The organism is Aquimarina agarivorans (assembly GCF_000218485.1).
In the GTDB taxonomy this organism is placed as follows: domain Bacteria; phylum Bacteroidota; class Bacteroidia; order Flavobacteriales; family Flavobacteriaceae; genus Aquimarina; species Aquimarina agarivorans.
Genome location: NZ_AFPB01000022.1, coordinates 1 through 20,945, shown reverse-complemented (window position 1 = coordinate 20,945; position 20,945 = coordinate 1). Strand labels below are relative to the sequence as shown.

Sequence of the window (20,945 nt, the reverse complement as noted above, 5' to 3'; positions counted from 1 at the left end):
GACTTCACTTCATAATGAATTAAAATCAAAAGTTTAGCCCTTAAAATTTAGCCAATTTGTTATGAGTAAATCAGCATTTCCGTCTTTTAATGCTAATGCTGAAACTAAAACTATTGACATTGGTTTATTAAAAAAATTACCCCCAACGACTACCGAATTACTCATCAATTGCAACAACATTTTAATTATTGATTGCATTAAACTCACCCTGCTTAACCTATCGTTAAAGCAAGTCATTTTTATACAAAAGGACCCTTTAAGTTCAGCTACTTTTATTACCGCTGGAAGTTGTTTTTCCGAATACGAAACAGACCAGTTTGATTATTATTTTACCCGAATTTTATTAAAAAACACCAGATATCCGCTAACAAGTTACGTAAAAAAAGTGCACTCGGACTTACCTGATGACTATTCCATATACCAAACTGTCATAGAAAATGCTCAAATTAAAGACTATTTTGACAAAGGGTGGTTTTGTACATTTTTTCAACTTGTTAAGCTTAACGCAGAAGGGAAAAAAGTTGCTGCCTATTTAAAGCAGGAATTAGAAAAATGCGACCACTATTTAGCTACTACTATTAATAAAAATCCTAACAAAGCAAAATCATTTGTTAATGACCTAGGTGGAAATATTTTTTTACTAAAAACTTTAAATTTTGAAATTTTTGAGCATTTACACACGGCGCTGTTTTCAATAGAAAGTATTCACAATGAATTTACTATAATTTTAGACACCATGTATTTGAGTGATAACAACTATATCATTGCCGATCTGTATGATTTTTTCTTAAAATTGGTTAGCCAAATAAACATCTTTTTTTCAAAATTTAAAACGTAGTATTTTCCACAATAGCTTTTGTTGCTCCAACTTGACTTGCGACAAAATCTCTTGATGCTTTTCCCATATTATGCCTAAGTTTATCATTTAACAACAATTTTTCTAAAGTATTTTGAAAACTTTTTTTGATCCGTAACTACTTTAAGTCCTCCGTGCCTTTCCAATGCTGTTGCCTCAGGAAATTTACTTATGTTTGGACCAACTAAAACTGGCACTCCAAACACAGCAGGTTCTAAAATATTGTGCAAGCCTGTAGTTCCCATGGCGCCACCAACATAAGCAATATTCGCATAACTATAAATTTTAGTCAGATATCCAATAGCATCAACAACTAGTACTTTAGAGTTAGAATCAACCCCTTCAGAAAGCACACTTTTACTTACTTTGATTTTACTTAGTAACGCTTTAATTTTATCAGGTTTAATTTCATGAGGTGCTATAACAAAGCACACATTGGCTGAACTTGTATTTATAGCTTCTGCGTAAGCGAAAGTGCAATCAGGCCATGTACTCCCTAAAACAACACATACCCTATTATTAATAAATGCTTCCATAAAATCCAATTTATTATCCATTTGTAACTGAGCATTAACTCGGTCAAAACGAGTATCTCCACTTATGGTTACATTATTAAAACCATTCAAATTTAAAATTTGTTTGGAGGCCTCATTCTGCACAAAAAAATGAGAAACTCTTTTTAATGTTTTTTTAAAAAAAGCACCGTACCATGTAAAGTACAATTGATTTGCCCTAAAATTTGAAGACACCATATATATTGGCACTTGATGCTTTGTTAAGGCTTTAAAATAATTTTCCCAAAAATCATATTTAATAAAATAAGCCGCCTTAGGTTTAACGCTTTGCACCAATAATTTAGCATTTTTAGGCGTATCGATAGGTAAGTATAGTGCGCGATCGATTAGTTTATGATTCTTTTTAACTTCAAAACCAGAAGGCGAAAAGAAAGTGACCAGTATTTTAGTATGATCTTTTTTTAGTTTTTCTATTAAAGGTACGGCTTGCTCAAACTCCCCTAAAGATGCACAATGAAACCAAAGCCAACTACTTTTAGAAAAATCTGCCGTTTGCAAGGTTTTTTTTGAATGTATTCGACCAACAACAAATAACTTCATTTTGGGCGAAATTACCGTTAAAAATGGCATTATAAATTCAAACAGATAAGAAAATAAATTATACAGCAATCGCAACATGAAATTCGATTAAGTTTTTCTACAAAAATACAATTCATATAAGCGTTGATCTATTTTGAAAAGATATAATATTTTATAAACTCAAAATCGCAGACTTAAAATGAGTTTTAAAACTATAAAAACCAATAAATTATTATCTGTTTACCATTATGAGGTTTGTTTAAAATTTTATCAATTAATTTTTATCGCAATAACGTTCTGCTTTTTAAGTGAATCATGCGGATTAAAGTATTGAAAAAATTTATGAAACCGCTTAGCAACAAATAGTCGTATCCTACGTTTGTCAACGAAACACATTATTTTATTGTATGACTTTTTTTATTAAAAGAAAAGGCCAAAGAACCGATAAAACTAATTTCATCACTACAAATAATTAAAATGAAAAAAACCACCTTATTAGTTAGCCTTGTATGTATTGTATTTACAAGTTTTGCTCAAAAAAGTAAAGCTACACTTCGTTTAGAAGAATATGCTAAAAACGGCTGTGATGTTGTTTTTAACGAAGACCCTGAATGGAATATCACTTATGATTTATTTAGACTTAATGGTGACTTGGCACCAAACCCAAACTTTGTTAGAAGAGATCCCAGTTCCGTATTAAAAGTAGAAGGCAAATATTACGTTTGGTATTCTTATAGTAGAACTAGCATGAAGGATAAAATAGCACCTTGGGATATGAATGATTTGTATTATGCCACATCTTTAGATGGAAACACCTGGAATGAGCAAGGCGTTGCTGTTGGCAGGGGACCCGCTGGATCTTTAGATCATCGTTCAGCTTTTACTACTGAAGTTTTTTACCACGAAGGCACTTTTTACTTAATTTATCAGGCTGCATCCAATACTGAGGGGATTTTTGGACGAAATACCATTGCTATGGCTAAGTCTCAATCTCCAGATGGTCCTTGGGAAAAACTTACAACTCCTTTGTTAGCGCCAACTCCTGTTACTGGAAATCAAAAAGTATTTGATAGTAATGCAGTTCATGATCCCTGTTTAATGTTTTTTAAAGATAAATTTTACCTATTTTACAAAGGTGAAGGAAATGAAGGTAATATTTGCGGACTTGGAATTTGGGATCTTGACAAACAAGTTAAGTGGGGGGTTGCAATTTCAGATAGTCCAACAGGACCTTTTGTAAAATCCCCATCCAATCCTATTACCAATACTGGTCACGAAGTTTGTGTATGGAAATCAGGCGAAGGACTTGGTATTATGGTTCATCAAGATGGACCCGAATTTGCTACGCTACAATATGCAGATGATGGAATAAATTTTGATTTAAAGGGTAGAGTTCAAGAATTTATTAGACTTCAGCCTAGAAATACAGATTACCCAGAAGCAGCTGGCCTGTATCGCTCAATAAATAATGAAACCTCTCCTGTATCGGGAGTTTCATGGGGAATAAGTCACGTATTAGAAAATAACCAATGGATGTCCTTACGAAGGTTTGAAAACGTAGATAAAAGTAAAATTGTAAATGATTCTGATAATCCTGGCATTCAATTAGGCGTTTTATCGACTAACACTTTTGTGACCTTGGATGACAGTTCAATTACTATATATCCTAACCCTGTTCAAAATAATATAAACATTACAGGAATGGAACAAGTAAACAATTTAAAATTTGATATCATGGCTTTAGATGGTAGCATTGCAAAAACTGGAGTTTTAAAAAGTTCAAACGCCATTGATGATATCAACATTGAAAAAGGTTTTTATATCCTTAAGTTGACTGATGCTGACAATGGCGCTACCATTACTAAGAGCTTCATTAAAATGTAACTCAAAACGGTATTTTTTATAAAATACTAACAAACAATAAATATTTTATTTAAGCGGAATCTCCGAATTGGATTTTCCGCTTTTTTGTACGTTTAAATTTGGGGTACCTAAATTGATACCGTTTATGAAATTAACTTTCCCATTTAAAGTGCTTCTTTTCGCTTAAGACTTCAACATGAACCACCACCTTAGCTAAGGCTACGCTAATATTTCATATCTTATCAAAACAAAAAACACCTAATTTTATTGGAATAATTTAAAATTAGAACCGGCATAAGATTTCAAGTCAAAAAAATTATACACAAGATACTCTAACACTACTCTCCGCAATAAAACACTAAGTCCCTTTTACTGTTTAAAAATCTTACGCAGCCATCTTTTAAGCGTTAATAGCCTTACAAATCAATTGTATTTACTTTTAAAATTTAAACAACTTTTTTCTGTAAAATTAAGCTTGTCGGAAGATTCTCTGCTAAGTAATTAACAAATTATATAGATAATGAATCTAATTTGTTAATATTAAAAAAGTAAACTACTACAAAAATAATGTGAAATTAACATTAAAAATAAGCTTACATTTTGATTACTAATAACTTAATTTCAGTCCAAAAAAAAAGGGGTTTAAATCAAAAATTAACTTAATTCAATCGTTAAAATTTAGAGCAATAAGCATTTAACAGCTAATTTAGGCCAATAATTTTATGTAAGAATTACAAATCTTTTGTTGAACAAAAACTACCCCCTTATAAGAATACAAACTACCCCCCTCAAAAAAATTTCCGTCAAAAAGTCCACTTGTAATTAAATATTACTGCTCAATTACGGCTACTGACCTGGTATAACAACTACTAAAAAATTAAATCGAAAACTAAACACACTTAATTATAAATTACAATGATTAAATCAAAAAGTGCTTCCTTTAACAGAAGCTTTTCCAAACATATAACTGCTGTTCTGGCATTTTTCATATTCAACATATCTTTCATTCACTCAAAAACAATATTTTTTGATACTGCCTATGGCAACTCAGGAAATATAGCTTCTAAAATTCAAAAAGCTATTAATAGCGCTGCTGATGGTGATATTATTGTATTTAACAGTCCTAAATATAATTTTGACGGCGCAACCATTGTTACAATTAATAAGGCAATAACATTTCGTGGAAAAACCCCTGTAAATGGATTTAATGCAAATAAAAGAGGTGCATCAGGAATTAGAACGGTCTGGAATAATACGTCTTCCTTTTTATTAAGATCTGATAACATAAAATTTGCTAACGTTTCAATAATAAAAAAGAATCTTGGCGAAGATATTTTTGATATTCTTATTGATGCACGTCACACTACTTATTTGGCTCCTAACCCAATTGCTGTAACTCAAGAGCAGTACAAGGGTATAGAATTTCAAAATGTTATTTTAGATGGCGGTGCTTATAGTATTCATACCGGTAATGGGATTGGATTGAAGATGACAAACTCTTCATTAATTAATTATCGAAGAATTGGATATTGGGCCAATCGTTTTGGTAGAACTAATTTTTCAAGAAAAGCAAGTTTAGTTAAATGTGAAATTAAACCTGATGGAACCGTTGGATTTGATGACCGTGCAATTTCATTAGATGCAGGAAACAGCGAATACCCAACAATTTGGAATTTTAGAAACACCTTATTTAAAAATTGTTTGATAGAAGATTCTGGTATTGCCTTGTCTAGAATTGAAAATGTGACTATTGAAGGATGTACGTTTAATGATACAACTGGTGCTGTTGATTTAGTTCATATTGAAGAATTTTCAAATGATATTAGAGTGCGTAACAATACATTTAATTGTAGAGTAAAAAACACAAACAACAGTTCTAGAATTGTACAATTGGATAGAGAATTACAGGTCTCTTCAGATTTAGAATTTATTAATAACAGAATTGTAGGTACTTATAATTTTTTCATATCGGCATATGCTCCTAGTAAAATTACCATTACTGGAAACAATTTTACAAAAGCCAATGCTGTTAATAATAATGCTATTGACTTTTCTTTTTACGAAGCAAGAAGTCGTGAACCAATTCCTAACGAATTAGCCTCAAACGACATAAAAATTGTAAATAACCCTGGTTTAAATTTACCTAAAAATAAGGGTATCAGAATGAATATTCCTCGTAACAATGCTAAAATTGAAATCAAAGGAGTTCCTAATTCATTAAGAAGAATAACTAGAATTACTCCTGCTGCTGCCATATTACCAAACGGAATTTATACTATTACAAATAAAGCTAACGGGAAAAAACTTACTGCTTCCGGAAGTGGTATTGTGACAACCAATGGAAATGGTGCAAATACTCAGTGGAGAATTACTTTTAACCCACCTTACACATATCATATTCAAAACGTGGGCAATAAAAGGTATTTAGAAACACATTTAGGATATACTGAATTTGACATTATTAATGACAAACCTCAAAATATTTTTCCTTTTTTAAATGCAGCCACTGGTGCATTGCCATTTTGGGCAATCACAAAGTCTGGTAACGATTACGAATTTTTTCCTGGAGGTAATGAAAAGCAATCCATTTTATCCACAAACGGATCAAAACCAATTAACTTGGTACATGGAGTTGGCATTGACAGAAATTACGTAAGATTTGTTATCCCAATAAAAAATGCGGCTAAATGGAGTATTAAACCTGTATCAGCAAGTACTCCTGCACCTACCAATCCAAACCCTGGAAACGGCAATACTCAAAATGCTCCAATAGGTAAAATCATCTGGTTAAAATCAAATAACGGAGCCTCAGCATATGTAAGCGCCCGAAAAGATGAGCCTTTTGCTCCATTACGTGCAATTGCTACAAGGGTAGCTAAATGGGAACAATTTTTAGTTGTAGATGCTGGAAATGGCAAAGTACACCTTAAAGCCATGGCAAATAACAAATATGTTCAAGCCAGAATTAATGAAAACAGCCAATTAGTAGCAAGATCAACCAACAAAAATGGTTGGGAAACATTTACTTGGGAAAGTAAAGCCGGAAATAGAGTGGTTTTAAAAGCTTTTAATGATAAATATGTAACAGCTCGCTTAGGTATTACTTCTAAAGAATTAGGTGCTATATCAAACAAAATAGGCGGCTGGGACACTTATACTTGGGGAGTTGTAAATAACTCTGGTCAAAAAATAATAGACGCTACTATCGACTCGCAATTTAGCGGATACGCCGTATACCCTAACCCTGCAAATGTTAATGAAATGGTTACCATTGAAGGTGCTACAACTAATGAAATGGTTACTATTTACGGAATAAATGGTCAATTAATAGATCGTAAAGTTGTAGATTCTAATAATCAAATTGATGTAACACATCTTTCAACTGGTATCTATTTCTTAAAAATAAACGCCAAAACTTTAAAATTATCGGTAAAATAATTAATTGATAATTTTTAAATAAAATCCAGCGGATTCATACCTGCTTTGTAATTCTGTAAAAATTTTAAAAAATTGTCTGAGGAGTAAAATCTTCAGACAATTTTTTTTATTAAAAAAATTTGATTTCAACCTTGACCAAGACAAAATTAATTATTTAAAAATTTTTAAAAAAAAACAACCACTTAAACTATTGATTTAACTAAATTTATAAAAGCAAATGAAAGTTTTTTACTACAAAAAATAATTAATTAAAACTAAACATGAAAAAAATTACACTACTATTATTATCCACCATTTCATTTTCTGTCAATGCTCAAAACTCAGATTCTATTATAGGCAAATGGGTTTTTAAAGACGCTCACAATAAAGAAAAAATTGATCAAGCAGGCTTAGATTACATGAATGCTGAAATCATTGATAAATGGACATTTATTTTTAAAACAGATGGCAAATTTGAATCTCGTATCATGGATGAAATTGGTACAGGCAAGTGGAAACTGAACGAAAACAATAAAACAATTGCTGTTGAAAGTAGTGAAGGTGTACAGTCTGAATTCACCATTCTAAAATCTTCAAAAAATGAGCTTGTGCTTAAACTAGGTATGGGCGAATTTTTACTAACCAGAGGAACTAACATAAATCAAGTTACTTCCAAATCCAACTAAGGCTTTAAATTTTGAAATACCAAAAAGTCATACCAATAATTTGGTATGGCTTTTTTACGTTAAAACAATCACTACCCCAAACGTTCTTTCATTTTACTAATTTCTAGTGCTATTTTTGACAACTTATCCTCAACTCCATCGGTAAATTCAGGAATACGTCTGCAAAACACGTAACGCACACGCCACAGTTCTTTAATTTCTGAAATTGAAAAAGTTTCATCTTCAATGTTTTTATGATCTGCTCTTAGAACAATTTTGTTTTTCACAATGTAAAGTCTTCTAAATATTAACTGTGCATTGACTAATACAAAAACCAAGGTTCCGTTGTTCAACTTTTTAATTATATCATTAGGTACTTTTTCACCAACAACTATATCCTTAGGATAAAACCCATTATCATGACTTGTCATTTCTAGATTTGAAACGGTAAAGCCCCTGAATTCTTTATCAATGTTAATTGGTAACTGAATTATTGGAAGCTCATTTATAAACTTTTCTTTATCGTAAAATTCAACGTACTCATCAGCTGTAAGGTCAGTTATACATGGAACTGAAGCAAATTTTTCGCGTTTGTCATCTTTTACATCAGTGGTGATGTCTCCTTTAAATTTTAGCAGTTCATTTACCGTAAGCTCACTAGTCAACAAACTTTCTAATGATATGCTAAAAAAATTAGCTATTTTTAAAATAGTTTCTATTTTAGGCTCACTCCTACCCTCCTCATAAGCACCTAAAGTCCCTCTTTTTAAATCAAATAGCTCTGCAAATGCTTGTTGACTCAAACTTTTAACACTTCGGATTTTTTTTATATTTTTTCCAAAAAAAGACATTAATTGCTAATTTTATTTGCAAATATAAAAATTAATTGTACATTTACACTAATATTATTAGCTAATATACCACTTATTAACTAACAGCAACAGTAACACAAGTATATTATCATTAAATAAAACAGTAATAACTATTTTTTTTAGCAACCCTTATAGATAACCCCTTATGATGTAGCCATTAATTTTGCACACAAGTACAGTAACATATGAACTAAGTTTTCGTATTATTGAAATAAAAAATCAAAACTTAAAACCAACTTAAACAAGTAGATATGAACGAAAATTTCCAAATGATTAAAGAATATCTTTTCCAACTCAATTTTGATATTTCTCACGAAAGTGAAACTGAAAATATCATTATGATTAGTAAAGAAAGTGAGGGTATTAAAAACCTGATTTTAGGCATTGCCACTCCAATTTTAATCATTGAACAACACATTTTTGACATTAAAAATAACAATGCAGAAATTTATAAAAGCCTACTCCAAAAAAACAGAGATATTGTACATGGAGCCTTTGTTTTGGATGAGTCTGGTGAAAGGGTAATTTTTAGAGACACCCTGCAAATCGAAAATTTAGACTTAAATGAGTTAGAAGCTAGTCTAAATTCTCTTGGTTTATTATTGAGTGAATACTCACAACAGATTATTAATTTTTCAAAGTATTAAAATTATGAATTTTTTCAAAAGATTATTTAAAATAGGAGAAGCACAAGCAAATTCGGCACTAGATAGTATCGAAGACCCAATTAAATTAACCGAACAAGGTATTAGAGATATGAAGGGGGATTTAACAAAAAGCTTGGAATCATTAGCGCAAGTTAAAGCTTTGGCCATACGTGCTAAAAATGAAACTGAAGAGTTTGCTGCTAAAGCAGAAGATTATCAGCAAAAAGCCATGCTAATTCTAAAAAAGGCGCAGTCAGGTGATGTAAAACCAGAGGAAGCTGATCGATTGGCTAAAGAAGCTTTAGTAAAAAAAGAAGAAGCTACTGCTCAGGAAACACGCAGTAAGGCTGATGCCGATAAATTTGACAATTCTGTAGCACAGTTGGAACGTAATGTGCAGGAGGTAAAACAAAACATTAGCAAATGGGAAAATGAACTAAAAACATTAAAAGCACGGGTAAAGGTTTCAAATGCTACAAAAAACCTGAACAAACAAATGGCTGAAATTGACAGTTCCAGTACGGTTTCCATGCTGGAACGCATGAAGGAAAAAGTACAGCAAGATGAAGCTTTGGCAGAAGCCTACGGAGACATTGCTGACTCTGGCCGTACTATTGACGATGAAATTGATAAGGCTTTAGACACAAAAAACATTAGTGCCGATGACAGCTTAGCAAAACTAAAAGAACAAATGGGATTAGGTGGCGATAAATCATAATAGGTTAAAGGTTAGGTTTTTTTAGCAAAGTAAAAAAACCTAACCAATCCTCACCAATGATATATCAACTGACAATCGGCAACCGAAAACCAGTTATCGATACATTTTTATCGCGCTATAGCTTCTTAAAACACTCGAACCGATTCTCTTCCCCTATCCCTTCGAGTAATTTGTATTGTGAAATAGAGCTGATGGTATTGAAAACTATCTAATAACATGTAATAAAGCTCTCGATAGTTTTTATTACTACACAAAACATTCAAATCAATGTCAATTTGATATCGCTTTGACTGATTTGTGCAATGTAATAGAGCTGATTATATCGGCAAATAATTACTAACATAACTCAAAATAAATACGATGATACTTTCAACAACAGATTACGTACCCAATAAAGAAATCATTCAAATTTTAGGGGTAGCGCGTGGCAGTACCGTTAGGGCCAGAAACGTTGGACGTGATATTTTTGCAACTTTAAAAAACATAGTAGGCGGTGAAATTAGCGAATACACCAAACTACAAGCAGAATCACGCGAACAGGCCATGCAACGTATGCAACAAGATGCCAAACGCCTAGGTGCCGATGCCGTTATTAATGTTCGCCTAACCACATGCATGGTTATGCAAGGTTGTTCGGAGATTTTAGCTTACGGAACTGCTGTAAAATTTAATCAATATGAGGTGTATAGAATTTATGATACTTGGCATTCACGGATTAATTTGGGGCAGTTTCGGTATCCTCTTAATTTATTTTATTTTCTATCAAATAAAACAACGAAAAGCAGAGGATTTTGAAAAACGGGATAATTAGATACATATAAATCCTAGCCAGAAAAACTCACTAACAAAACTAAATAACTACTTACATTGGAACAACTATCTCACATCGTCTTTTCGCCAGTAAATATAATACTAACCATACTAATGCTTTTACTCATAGTATATTGGCTTTTTACTATGGTTTCGGGTATTGACTTTGAATACGATGTGGATTTAGACATTGATGTAGATGTTGATGCTGATTTTGATGTGGATGTAGACAGCGAAACCCATATCGAAGGTGGAAATATGGATTTTCAGGATGTGGCTAATACCGAAATTAATAATGAAGATATCGTTCGTAAACGAAGAAAAAAATTAAAATGGTGGCAAATAATACTTATCTATTTTAATTTTACGGGACTTCCGTTCATGTTTACGTTCACTTGTTGGATATTTATTTGGTGGTTATGTACCACCATAAGCACCACATTAACTAACACTTACAACACTAGTTTTGGATATATCTTATTTTTGGCTGGCATTATTCCTTCGCTATTTTTCATGAAGCTATTTACCACACCATTCAAAAGCTTTTTTAAAAACCTAAACAAAGATGGCGATCTGCCTACCGATATGCTTGGTCGAAAAGGGAAAATGCTTTCTACCATCAAAGAAAATAAAATGGGATCGGCCGAAGTAGTGGCTGACGGTAATCCAATGTCCATTTATGCTAAATCCTTAAATGGCGAACAAATAAATTACGGTCAAGATATACTAATCATAAAACAGTCTGTTGACAAAAATTATTATTACGTAAAATCTTATAACGATTAACTAAATTAAAACTATGAATTCAATTTTACCACTTATCGGAATTGGAATAGGATTACTCTTATTCCTGATCATTGTATACTTTGCTATAATAGCAATGTTTTACAAAAAAATCCCTCAGGGACAAGCCTTAATTCGGACAGGATTTCAGGGCACAAAAGTTGCTACTGACAAAGGGTTATACGTAGTCCCTGTGTTTCATAAAGTCGAAATTATGGATATTTCAGTAAAAAAAATTCAAATTGAACGCTTGGGCGAAGAAGGACTTTTATGTAAGGACAACATGCGGGCTGATATCAAAGTAGCCTTTTTTGTTCGGGTTAACAATGAAGTAGAATATATTAAAAAAGTAGCACAAACCATTGGTACAGCACGTGCTTCAAAAATTGCAACGCTGGAGGAGTTATTTGAATCCAAATTTTCGGAAGCCTTAAAAACTGTAGGTAAAAAGTTTCAGTTTATAGAATTGTATGAGGCACGTAGAGAGTTTCGCGATGAAATTGTAGACATTATTGGAACCGATCTTAATGGATATACCTTGGAAGACTGCGCCATTGATTACCTAGAGCAAACTCCGGTTACCTATTTAAAACCCGATAATATTTTAGATGCCGAAGGAATTAAAAAAATCACTGAATTAACGGCGGCTCAAAACATGAAAGCCAACCTCATCAAACGCGATGAGGAAAAGGTGATCCGTAAACAAGATGTGGAAGCTAGAGAAGCCATTTTGGAATTAGACAAACAACTTGCCGAAAAAGAAGAACAACAAAAGCGCGAAATTGCCAACATTAAAGCTAGAGAAGAAGCAGAGACCTTAAAAGTATCTGAAGAAGAGCGTTTAAAAGCTGAAACCGCTCGCATTATTACTGAAGAAAAAGTAAAAGTTGCTGAAGAAAACATGGAGCGACAAATTATTGTTGCTGCTAAAAACAAACAACGTACCGATGCCGTGGAAACTGAACGTGTTGAAAAAGACCGTATGCTTGAAGCTACCGAACGCGAACGTATTGTAACCTTGGCTCAAATTGAGAAAGAAAAGGTAGTAGAGGTTGAAAAGAAAAACATTCAAGATGTCATCAGAGATCGGGTTACTTTAGAAAAAGGTGTGGTTGAGGAGCAGGAAAACATGAAGGATATTGAAGCCTTTAAAACTGCGGATCGCCAGAAACAAGTTAAAATTACTATAGCTCAAGCCGAAGCAGAAGAAGCGTTGATTAAAACCACCAAAGCTGCCGAGGCACAAAAAGAAGCGGCAAAACAAAAAGCACAAGAAATTAATATTGAAGCGCAAGCGCAAAAAGAAGCTAGTGAAAAAGAAGCGGAAGCTCGTAAAACATTAGCCGAAGCAACTGCCAAGGAAGAGGCTGTTATTGGAATGTCCGAAGCGCAAGTAATGCATGCCAAAGCGGATGCTAATGAGCGACAAGGTGTTGTTGAAGCTACCGTTATTGAGAAGAAAGCCAAAGCCGAAGCTGCTGGTATTTTAGCGAAAGCTGAAGCTACTAAAGAAGAAGGTATTGCTGAAGCAGAAGTTATCAAAGAAAAAGCCTTAGCTAAAGCTATTGGCGATAAAGAAATCGCTTTAGCCGAAGCTGCTGGTATTGAAGAAAAAGCGGAAGCTATGAAAAAACTTGACGGTGTGGGTAAAGAGCACGAAGAATTCAAGTTGCGTTTGGATAAGGAATTACAAGTGGACTTGGCCGAAATCAATATCCAAAAAGAAATTGCTTACGCACAAGCAGATGTTATTGGTGCAGCCTTAAAAGCGGCCAATATTGATATAGTTGGTGGGGAAACGATGTTTTTTGATCAAATTATTGGACAGATCACTAAATCAAAAGGTGTAGATCGTTTAGTAAACCATTCAGATAATATTACTCAGGTTAAAGATGCTATTTTAGGAAGCGACGATGTTAAGGGAAATTTATTAGATAAAGTAAAAGGCTTTGCTACTAAATACGGAATTTCATCTGAGGATATCAAAAATGTAACTATTGCAAATCTATTACTTGATTTGAAAGGCAAAACCACCGATAGTAGTGAACAAAACCTATTTAGCAACTTAGCTAATTTGGCAAAAGGATTAGGTTTATCTGATAAAAAATTAGGGTAAATATTGTTAGTATTGATCAGACAGTACAAGTGATCGAGGTGCTGTCTGATACCCTAATTGTAATTTATTAATACACAACACAATCACTCTAATACTTTATTACAATGAAAAAAATACTCAGCTTACTAATTATAGTTACAGCCATTAGCTGTACACTATCGAACAAAAAAGATCTAGATAGTAGCAAAAACAACCTTGCTACTGAAACTGAAGCACGTGTTATTAAAATTGATACGGTAATTGATGAAGTGATTAGCAAAAAAAATGAAAAGGGTTCCATTACTACCACAAAAAATGACCGTATACAAAACTACAAAACATACCGATGGTTCCTCTCTAACGGATCGATCTACGGTGGAAAATGTAGTATCCGAAACTACCACAAAAAATTAAGTTTGGGATAACGAAAATAATACGTGGGTAACGGTGGATTGAAATTAAAAATCAAAAGCAAACACTAATAAACATTCAGGAATATGGGATTTGGAGGAGCAGCTGCCGCAATGGCAACAGTATTAAAAAACAACACAAAACAAACTTATTATCATGCTAACTAGAATATTTAAATCATTTATGTGCTTGTTGCTAGTCCAAACAGGCTATGCCCAACATATCAACACCAAAAAACTAGATCAATATTTCGAAAACTTGGAGGAACACAATAAATTTATGGGTAGTGTTGCTTTGTTTCAAAATGACAGCATTGTGTACACTAAACAGGTAGGGTTTTCTGATATAGCGACTAATAAAAAACCTTCAGCTAATACCAAATATAAAATTGGATCTATTAGTAAAACTTTTACCGCTACATTAATTCTCAAAGCGGTTGAAGAAAACAAACTAAAACTCACCGATCCACTATCTGCATTTTTTCCTAAAATAAAAAATGCCGACAGCATTACCGTAACTCATTTATTACAACACCGTAGCGGCATTCATAATTTAACGAGCGATCCAAATTTTTTTAATTACTACACCAAACCTATAACCAGAGAAAAATTAGTAGCTCTCATTACTAATTTTGATAGTGATTTCCCTCCTGGTCAAAAATTTTCATACAGCAACTCCAATTATGTATTACTTTCAATACTATTAGAAAAAATATATAAAAAGAAGTTTAGCGACATTTTACAAGAAAAAATTACTGTACCGCTACAACTAAAAAACACGTATATAAAGCCAAAAATTAACCTCCAAAATAATGAAAGTAACTCTTATTTATTGGCTAAAAATTGGACAAAACAACCGGAAACTCATATCTCAGTACCTTTAGGTGCTGGCGCAATAAGCTCAACTCCTAGTGATTTGGTTTTATTTGCTGATGCCCTTTTTAACTATGAAATTATTTCAAAAAAAAATGTTGAGTTAATGAAAAGGCTTAAAGAAAACTATGGCCTTGGTATTACCAGTATTCCATTTTATGAAAAAAAAGCCTACGGTCACAATGGACGAATTGATGGATTTCAATCTGCTTTTTCGTATTTCCCAAAAGATAAAAAGGCATTTGCTATAGTTTCAAATGGAATTGACTTTGCGCTGAACGACATCACCATTGCCGTTTTAAGTGCCCTTTTTGACAAACCTTATACCATCCCTGATTTTAATATTAAAGTAAATTATGATGCCTATGTAGGTACTTATGGAAATGGAAGTTTCCCTTTAAAAATTACACTATTCCAAAGTGGCAATACATTAAAAGCGCAAGCTACTGGTCAAAGCGCTTTCAACTTAAGTAAAAAAGACACCCATTTGTTTACATTTAAACCTGCTGGAATCAGTATGGAGTTTGTGCCTTCAAAAAATCAAATGACTTTTAAACAAGGGGGGCTCATTCAAGTTTTGACTAAGGAATAAAATTGAACCCGATTTATGCATTAGAAACTATTGTATTTATGATTTACTGTAAATACTACCACAAACTGTATTTTTTAATTTAACTATAAAGCAATGATGCTATGCTAAAATCATGAAAACACTAGTATTTATTATACATCATAACCTCATGACAAAATTCTAACACATAAGATTAATAGCATTAAAACTTTTAAATCGCGCCTTGTTTTTTTTAAAAATGGAGCACATAAATTTTGCTAAGTGAAAAAAAGAGGTTTCATACAACCGATAATAAAAGAATAGTACATGGAACAAAACAACACAAATAGTACACAACAACTCGAAGGAGGTACCTATGAGATTATCCAAAACCGTTTACAAAAACAGAAAACGGAACTACTACAGCGTTTAGCTCAGTTAAATGATGCCCGTAAAAAAGTTTTTGGAAGTGTTGAAACCAAATTGATTGCTAATAATCGCATCAATACCGAAAACAACTGTATTGCACGCGATATTGTAACTATAGGAGAACATTGTATTTTTGGATATAATGTTCATTTCGGCTTACGTACCGAAATGACCTTAGCCGACGTGTTTAGCATTTACACCTACGAAGAAAATCATTTTACACCTCAGCCTTTAGAGCTATTTGAAGACTCTACTTTTGTAAGCGATTTTGTAAACCTATATAAATATTACCGAAACACCATATTTTCCAAGTTTGCCATTGTTGGTAATTACTTGCATATGGTGTTTCAGTTAAGTGATAGTCCCACCGATATTAAAACCTTTAAATGGTTAATTAATGAAGGGCAACTTACTTATATTGATAACCGAAGTGAACACGAGTTTACATTTCCGAAACAACACGAATTTAATTGGACCGAGGTAACTCGTGATATGCATCGTTATGGTGATCATCCGCATATTTCAATTTTAGACAAGGTTTTTGTAGAAACCATTGGAGGTGATTTAACCATTAAAATCGAAGATAACACCAACGATGGTAAAGGAATTTATAATGAATCGGTTGAATTAGTTGACCAAACTTTGGATGACGGACAATACCGTTATGCCGATTTAGGCAACCTAATTGCTATTGAAATTAAACCCTTTCAGGAAGCGCCTCGTTATTTTGTGTACAACCATAAAATTCAAGAAGTCAAAAAAATTGACAGCATAAAAGATGCTTGCGTTTTATTATCCGATGAACAAGGCGTTATTTTTGCCGATGGGTATTACTTGCAGTCTGGCGATTTTAAATTATTTGACAATGGAATTAACGATGTTAAATTTCAAGAAAAAATAAGCTCTCCTAATGGAGAAGATTATTTATATGTCTTCTACGAAAGTAAAAAAGGCTTATATGTATTAATGTCCTATAATGTGATTGAGCAACAGGTAAAAACACCTATTATTTGTAATGGTTTTACCATTTTAACGCAGGGCGAATTATGTTATTTTAAAACCGAAGATGAACAAACCAAACACCATGTGATTCAAATTTGGCAAACGCCTTTTATTAAAGGAGATGTTATTCCTTCGGAACATACAGATACCTTACTCTATAAAATAGGCAACAAAGATATTGTAAAAGCCATGGCCGAATGCCAGGGCTTAATTACTCTTTTAAATAAGGAGGATAGTTACGATGGTTTGTACGATGATATTGCTAAATTTTCAAGTGACATTACCAATAGTTATTATTGGATTAGAGAACCAGACACCTCTGATTTAGCGGTTCCCTTAGATGAAATTAACGGCGCTGCCAATGCAGCTATTGATGAGTTTGAAAAGGTTATCCAACTCCGAAAAACGGCCGAAAACACTACCAAGGAAACCAAAGCTAAGGCCGATGCTATTTTTAGTAAAATAAAAAGCAGTTCCTTTAAATCCATTGATGATTTTGTTCAGGTATTAGCGCAATTACGTAGCCTTCGCGGAGAAGTTATTGGCATGAATGATATCCGCTATGTGGACAAACAATTTATTAGCGATTTAGAAGCAGAAATTGCCGAACAAACAGATCGAATTTCGCAACGTTGTGTTCAATTTTTATTGGATGACAAAGCCCTTCTGCCCTACCACAAACGTTTAGAGGAAAAACAAACGGCACTTGAAAGCATTAAAAAAGTAATTGCTGTCAAAAAACTAGAGGAAGAAGTCAATCAAATTGCGGTGGATTTAGAAATGCTTATCGACATTGTGTCTAATTTGCAAATTGAGGACACCTCGCATTCTACCAAAATAATTGACAATATTTCTTTGATTTTTGCAACTATAAATCAGCTTAAAGCGGGAATAAAAAACAGCATAAAATCCTTAGGCAGTAAGGAAGCCACTGCCGAATTTGGCGCACAATTAAAACTGGTTAATCAAAGTATTATTAACTATTTAGATATTGCTAGCACACCCGAAAAAACAGATGAATTACTCAACAAGGTTTCGGTTCAGCTAGAAGATTTAGAAGGACGTTTTGCTGATTTTGAAGATTTCATTTCTCAAATCATTGATAAACGCGAAGAGGTTTACAATGCCTTTGAAACTAGAAAAAACAGTTTAATTGAGGCCCGAAACAAAAAAGCGGTTGCCTTAGAAAATTCTGCAAACCGAATTTTAAAAGGAGTCACCAAAAAGGCATTGAGTTTTGCCAGTGTTGCCGAAATCAATGGTTATTTTGCTTCGGATTTAATGATTAATAAGCTTAGAGATATTATTGAAAGCTTACAAAAATTAGATGATGCAGGTAAGGCGGAAACTATTGAAACTGCGTTAAAGGTTGCTAAGGAAGATGCCACTAGAAAACTAAAAGACAAACAAGATTTATATGAGGATGGTGAGAATGTTATAAAACTGGGTAAGCACAAGTTTGGCGTTAATAAACAAGCATTAGATTTAACTATTGTATACAAAGACAATGCGTTACAATACCATTTAACGGGGACTGATTTTTATCAAGAAATTGAAAATGAAATCCTTCTTAAATCTAAAAAATATTGGAATCAAGAATTAATTTCCGAAAATGAGAACGTATATCGATCAGCCTATTTAGCCTACAAGGTATTTTCCAACAATCCAAAAGAAAGCTTAGAAAAGCAAACGGAAGAAGACTTACTACAACTTATACAAACCCAAAGCAGTAAAAATTATGCCGAAGGTTATGTGAAAGGCGTGCATGATATTGATGCGGCTAAAATTTTAAAGGTGTTAGTCACTAAAAATCATGATTTAGGCCTACTGCGTTTCTCTCCAATTACTAGAGCTCATGGACAGTTTTTTTGGCACAGCTTAGCTGACGAACAAAAAGAGTATTGGAATCAAAAAATTAAAGCATCGGGCGAGGTACGTGCTGTTTTTCCTGAAAGTACTGCCTACCAAAACATCATTTCGGAATTAGCAGCGTATATATCCACTGCAAAAATCCTTGAAAAAAATGTGGCAACGCCTACAGCAAATTCACTTTTTACTGAAACCGCTGTAGCTTCCTACTTATTTTATGAGTTACAAACTGACACTGTTTTTTGCATAAGCCAAACTGCTCAAGAAATACATGATGCTTTTATCAAGGAATTAAAAAGTAAAAAGGGAAATACTTCCTTTAAAAAATCGCTTGAAAACACTAGGCAACAACATGGTATTCACGAAACCATACAATTAGCGCTGCAATGGGTTACTTCGTATATAAAAATAGCCCATTCAAATTTACAAGCCTACGCACATGAGGTCGTTTGCCTACTTTTGTTTAAAGATGCCTCAACGTCCGAAGTGATTCATGTAAATCCTTTGCAAATTATCGAAAACTTAAAAGGAAGTCATGCCTCAATAACCGAAGGTAATTTTACTTTTAATTACCACCAATTTATTTCAGATATAACACTTTTCACTGCTGTAGAAGTGCCTGCTTTTGAAAGTTATAAAAATGCCAAACATCAGGTCACTGAAGAATTAAAAGAATCATTAAAACTTTCGGAATTTAAACCTAGAGTCCTTTCCTCCTTTGTCCGTAACAAATTAATAGATCAAGTCTACTTGCCTTTGTTTGGCGATAACTTATCCAAACAATTGGGGAGTCTTGGCGATAACAAGCGTACCGATCGTATGGGAATGTTACTATTAATTTCGCCTCCAGGCTATGGTAAAACTACCTTAATGGAATATATGGCCAATCGTTTAGGTCTGGTGTTTATGAAAATTAATGGTCCTGCTATTGGTCATGAGGTGACCTCTGTAGACCCAATGGCTGCTATCAACTCGGCAGCACGAGAGGAATTGAAAAAGCTAAATCTTGCTTTTGAAATGGGGAATAATGTGATGCTATACCTTGATGATATTCAGCATTGCAATCCCGAGTTTTTACAAAAATTTATATCCCTTTCCGATGGAACTCGAAAAATTGAAGGGATTTATAAAGGCAAACCAAAAACCTATGATTTACGTAGCAAAAAATTCTGTGTTATTATGGCAGGAAATCCCTATACCGAAAGTGGCGAAAAATTCCAGATTCCGGACATGTTAGCTAACCGTGCAGATATTTATAATTTAGGAGATATTATTGGCGATACTGCCGACTTATTTAAACTGAGTTTGGTTGAAAACGCCATGACTTCCAACCCGATATTGTATCAATTAAGCAGCAAGTATTTTGATGATATTTATAAACTGATTGAAATGGTCGAAACAGGTTCGCAAGAAGGTATTGAACTCCAAGGAAATCATACCAAACAAGAGATACAGGATTATGTATCCATTCTAGAAAAAGTAATTACTATACGAAACACCGTGCTTAAGGTAAATGAAACTTACATTAAATCGGCAGCTATGGAAGATGCCTACCGTACCGAACCTTCGTTCAAATTACAAGGTTCGTACAGAGACATGAGTAAATTAGTCGCTAAAGTAGTTCCTATTATGAACGAAAAGGAATTGCAAAGCCTGCTCCTATCGCATTACGAAAACGAATCCCAAACCTTAACTAGTGCCGCCGAAGCTAATTTATTAAAGTACAAAGAGCTTACAAATACCATTGCTGGAGAAGAGTTACCTCGATGGGAAGTGATTAAAGAAACTTTTGTAAAAAACAACAAGCTAAAAGGCTTTGGTGATAAAAACGAAATGGCACAAGTATTGGCTCAAATGATGCAGTTTAGTGAGAATTTAATGGGGATTCAAGAAGTGTTGAAAAATGGCCTAAAAAATAGATTAAAAAAGTAACCTCATTAAAGCAAGCGATAAATTTCAATAAAATAAATTACGTATATCCGCTTAGTGTCT

The 20,945-nt window shown here is 33.3% G+C and carries 14 protein-coding genes; 12 read left to right on the top strand and 2 right to left on the bottom strand.

Annotated elements, in window-relative coordinates:
- The first annotated feature begins 61 nt into the window (after positions 1-61).
- A complete protein-coding gene (locus GMC_RS0100855; protein ID WP_010520351.1) occupies positions 62-838 on the top strand; it encodes a hypothetical protein in 777 nt (258 codons plus the stop codon).
- Positions 839-921: 83 nt separating this feature from the next.
- Here the strand turns inward: GMC_RS0100855 and GMC_RS0100845 are convergent, their stop codons facing one another.
- Entirely contained in the window at positions 922-1,971 is a 1,050-nt protein-coding gene (locus GMC_RS0100845; RefSeq protein ID WP_157998124.1) for a 3-deoxy-D-manno-octulosonic acid transferase, read from the bottom strand.
- Between the two features lie 456 nt (positions 1,972-2,427).
- On the opposite strand from GMC_RS0100845, the gene GMC_RS18515 reads away from it, so the two are divergent.
- The 3 genes from GMC_RS18515 (at position 2,428) to GMC_RS0100830 (ending at position 7,916) form a co-directional block, all read left to right on the top strand.
- A complete protein-coding gene (locus GMC_RS18515; protein WP_010520349.1) occupies positions 2,428-3,834 on the top strand; it encodes a family 43 glycosylhydrolase in 1,407 nt (468 codons plus the stop codon).
- Between the two features lie 894 nt (positions 3,835-4,728).
- Positions 4,729-7,251: a T9SS type A sorting domain-containing protein gene (locus GMC_RS18510; protein WP_010520348.1), complete on the top strand. Its 2,523-nt coding sequence runs from the start codon at positions 4,729-4,731 to the stop codon at positions 7,249-7,251.
- A 260-nt stretch (positions 7,252-7,511) separates the two neighbouring features.
- Positions 7,512-7,916 carry a lipocalin family protein gene (locus GMC_RS0100830; RefSeq protein ID WP_010520347.1) on the top strand — a complete coding sequence of 135 codons (405 nt, stop codon included), beginning with the start codon at positions 7,512-7,514 and terminating at the stop codon, positions 7,914-7,916.
- A 71-nt stretch (positions 7,917-7,987) separates the two neighbouring features.
- Here the strand turns inward: GMC_RS0100830 and GMC_RS0100825 are convergent, their stop codons facing one another.
- Entirely contained in the window at positions 7,988-8,746 is a 759-nt protein-coding gene (locus tag GMC_RS0100825) for a helix-turn-helix domain-containing protein (RefSeq protein WP_010520346.1), read from the bottom strand.
- A 272-nt stretch (positions 8,747-9,018) separates the two neighbouring features.
- Here GMC_RS0100825 and GMC_RS0100820 point away from each other — a divergent pair, with 272 nt between their 5' ends.
- From GMC_RS0100820 to GMC_RS0100780, 8 genes are all read left to right on the top strand, one after another.
- Positions 9,019-9,414 carry a CesT family type III secretion system chaperone gene (locus GMC_RS0100820; RefSeq protein ID WP_010520345.1) on the top strand — a complete coding sequence of 132 codons (396 nt, stop codon included), beginning with the start codon at positions 9,019-9,021 and terminating at the stop codon, positions 9,412-9,414.
- Between the two features lie 4 nt (positions 9,415-9,418).
- On the top strand, positions 9,419-10,132 hold the full coding sequence (locus GMC_RS0100815) for a PspA/IM30 family protein (RefSeq protein WP_010520344.1): 714 nt from the start codon (positions 9,419-9,421) through the stop codon (positions 10,130-10,132).
- A 360-nt stretch (positions 10,133-10,492) separates the two neighbouring features.
- Positions 10,493-10,927 (top strand): YbjQ family protein, encoded by a 435-nt coding sequence (locus GMC_RS18505; protein WP_010520343.1) that lies wholly within the window; start codon positions 10,493-10,495, stop codon positions 10,925-10,927.
- Positions 10,928-11,056: 129 nt separating this feature from the next.
- Complete coding sequence (locus tag GMC_RS0100805) at positions 11,057-11,728, top strand: hypothetical protein (RefSeq protein ID WP_010520342.1); 672 nt, start codon at positions 11,057-11,059, stop codon at positions 11,726-11,728.
- A gap of 13 nt (positions 11,729-11,741) precedes the next feature.
- Positions 11,742-13,841: a flotillin family protein gene (locus GMC_RS0100800; protein ID WP_010520341.1), complete on the top strand. Its 2,100-nt coding sequence runs from the start codon at positions 11,742-11,744 to the stop codon at positions 13,839-13,841.
- A gap of 104 nt (positions 13,842-13,945) precedes the next feature.
- Entirely contained in the window at positions 13,946-14,245 is a 300-nt protein-coding gene (locus GMC_RS0100795) for a hypothetical protein (RefSeq protein ID WP_010520340.1), read from the top strand.
- Positions 14,246-14,387: 142 nt separating this feature from the next.
- Entirely contained in the window at positions 14,388-15,695 is a 1,308-nt protein-coding gene (locus tag GMC_RS0100785; protein ID WP_010520339.1) for a serine hydrolase domain-containing protein, read from the top strand.
- 285 nt (positions 15,696-15,980) lie between these two features.
- Positions 15,981-20,885 carry a DNA repair ATPase gene (locus tag GMC_RS0100780; RefSeq protein WP_010520338.1) on the top strand — a complete coding sequence of 1,635 codons (4,905 nt, stop codon included), beginning with the start codon at positions 15,981-15,983 and terminating at the stop codon, positions 20,883-20,885.
- Positions 20,886-20,945 lie beyond the last annotated feature (60 nt).

Excerpts from the sequence above, each read along its gene's own strand:
- GMC_RS0100785 (WP_010520339.1), top strand. The coding sequence starts at position 14,388 with ATGCTAACTAGAATATTTAAATCATTTATGTGCTTGTTGCTAGTCCAA.
- GMC_RS0100815 (WP_010520344.1), top strand. The coding sequence starts at position 9,419 with ATGAATTTTTTCAAAAGATTATTTAAAATAGGAGAAGCACAAGCAAAT.
- GMC_RS0100830 (WP_010520347.1), top strand. The coding sequence starts at position 7,512 with ATGAAAAAAATTACACTACTATTATTATCCACCATTTCATTTTCTGTC.
- GMC_RS0100820 (WP_010520345.1), top strand. The coding sequence starts at position 9,019 with ATGAACGAAAATTTCCAAATGATTAAAGAATATCTTTTCCAACTCAAT.
- GMC_RS0100855 (WP_010520351.1), top strand. The coding sequence starts at position 62 with ATGAGTAAATCAGCATTTCCGTCTTTTAATGCTAATGCTGAAACTAAA.
- GMC_RS18515 (WP_010520349.1), top strand. The coding sequence starts at position 2,428 with ATGAAAAAAACCACCTTATTAGTTAGCCTTGTATGTATTGTATTTACA.
- GMC_RS0100805 (WP_010520342.1), top strand. The coding sequence starts at position 11,057 with ATGCTTTTACTCATAGTATATTGGCTTTTTACTATGGTTTCGGGTATT.
- GMC_RS0100795 (WP_010520340.1), top strand. The coding sequence starts at position 13,946 with ATGAAAAAAATACTCAGCTTACTAATTATAGTTACAGCCATTAGCTGT.
- GMC_RS18505 (WP_010520343.1), top strand. The coding sequence starts at position 10,493 with ATGATACTTTCAACAACAGATTACGTACCCAATAAAGAAATCATTCAA.
- GMC_RS0100780 (WP_010520338.1), top strand. The coding sequence starts at position 15,981 with ATGGAACAAAACAACACAAATAGTACACAACAACTCGAAGGAGGTACC.
- GMC_RS0100845 (WP_157998124.1), bottom strand. The coding sequence starts at position 1,971 with ATGAAGTTATTTGTTGTTGGTCGAATACATTCAAAAAAAACCTTGCAA.
- GMC_RS0100800 (WP_010520341.1), top strand. The coding sequence starts at position 11,742 with ATGAATTCAATTTTACCACTTATCGGAATTGGAATAGGATTACTCTTA.
- GMC_RS0100825 (WP_010520346.1), bottom strand. The coding sequence starts at position 8,746 with ATGTCTTTTTTTGGAAAAAATATAAAAAAAATCCGAAGTGTTAAAAGT.
- GMC_RS18510 (WP_010520348.1), top strand. The coding sequence starts at position 4,729 with ATGATTAAATCAAAAAGTGCTTCCTTTAACAGAAGCTTTTCCAAACAT.